1 protein-coding gene is annotated in these 771 nt (G+C 59.8%); it reads right to left on the reverse strand.

From position 1 onward, the window contains the following. Positions 1–687, reverse strand: a 687-nt coding sequence (locus tag AAE045_RS23415; RefSeq protein ID WP_455549710.1) for a helix-turn-helix domain-containing protein, incomplete at its 3' end; no start/stop codon positions are given. Between the last annotated feature and the right edge of the window lie 84 nt (positions 688–771).

The following is a 771-nucleotide window of genomic DNA, read 5'->3' on the forward strand; positions in this document are numbered from 1 at the left end:
CAGCCAGACAGCCAGACGACTCAGCCCCGCGATGCCGGTCCCGGCAAACGGCTGGCCGTTATCCGTTTTCAGAACCTCGGGCAGGCCGTATTCCAGGAAGGCTCGCTCCAGACAACCACGCACAAAGGACTCGCTTTCCCTGAAGGTGCCCTGGCAGGCCAGCAGGTAACGGCTGTGGTTGTCGGTCAGGGTGAACGGATGGCAGTAGGCCCGGCTGAGAAGCCGGAACTTGCCCTTGAAGTCCGCGCTCCAGACCTGGTTAACCGTCTCAATGGAGGTCATCGCCTGGCGGTTGCCGGGCGTACGACGGCGGTGGACACGGGGAGTAATCAGCCCCTCGCGCTGAAGGATATCCCCGATGGTACTGGCGGCAGGAACAGGGAACGGCACGCGGTGATTAATCAGCCAGCCGCGCACCTTTTTAGCGCCCCAGTCGGGATGTGTCAGCCGGATATCGATGAGCTGCTGAATAACGTCAGGCGGGAGTCTGTCAGGATGCGTGAGGCGGGCACGGGATTTATCAAAAAGGGAGGTCGGGTCATCGGGGTCAAATCGCTGCAGCCACTTGTAGCCGGTTTTGCGGCTGATACCAAAACGGCGGCACAGGGCCGAGAAAGGTTCCGTGCCCGTCTGGCAGGCACGGATGAAATCAAGACGTTGCATGGGTTGGGTCTCAGTCCAGGGCATAGTGAGTCTCCTCTGCTATACCGTTTATAACTGTTACCCATGTGGCCGGTCTAAAGTGTTACCCATGTGCCCGGTTTGTACCCT

This window comes from Dryocola clanedunensis, from assembly GCF_038405435.1.
Taxonomy (GTDB): Bacteria; Pseudomonadota; Gammaproteobacteria; order Enterobacterales; family Enterobacteriaceae; genus Dryocola; species Dryocola clanedunensis_A.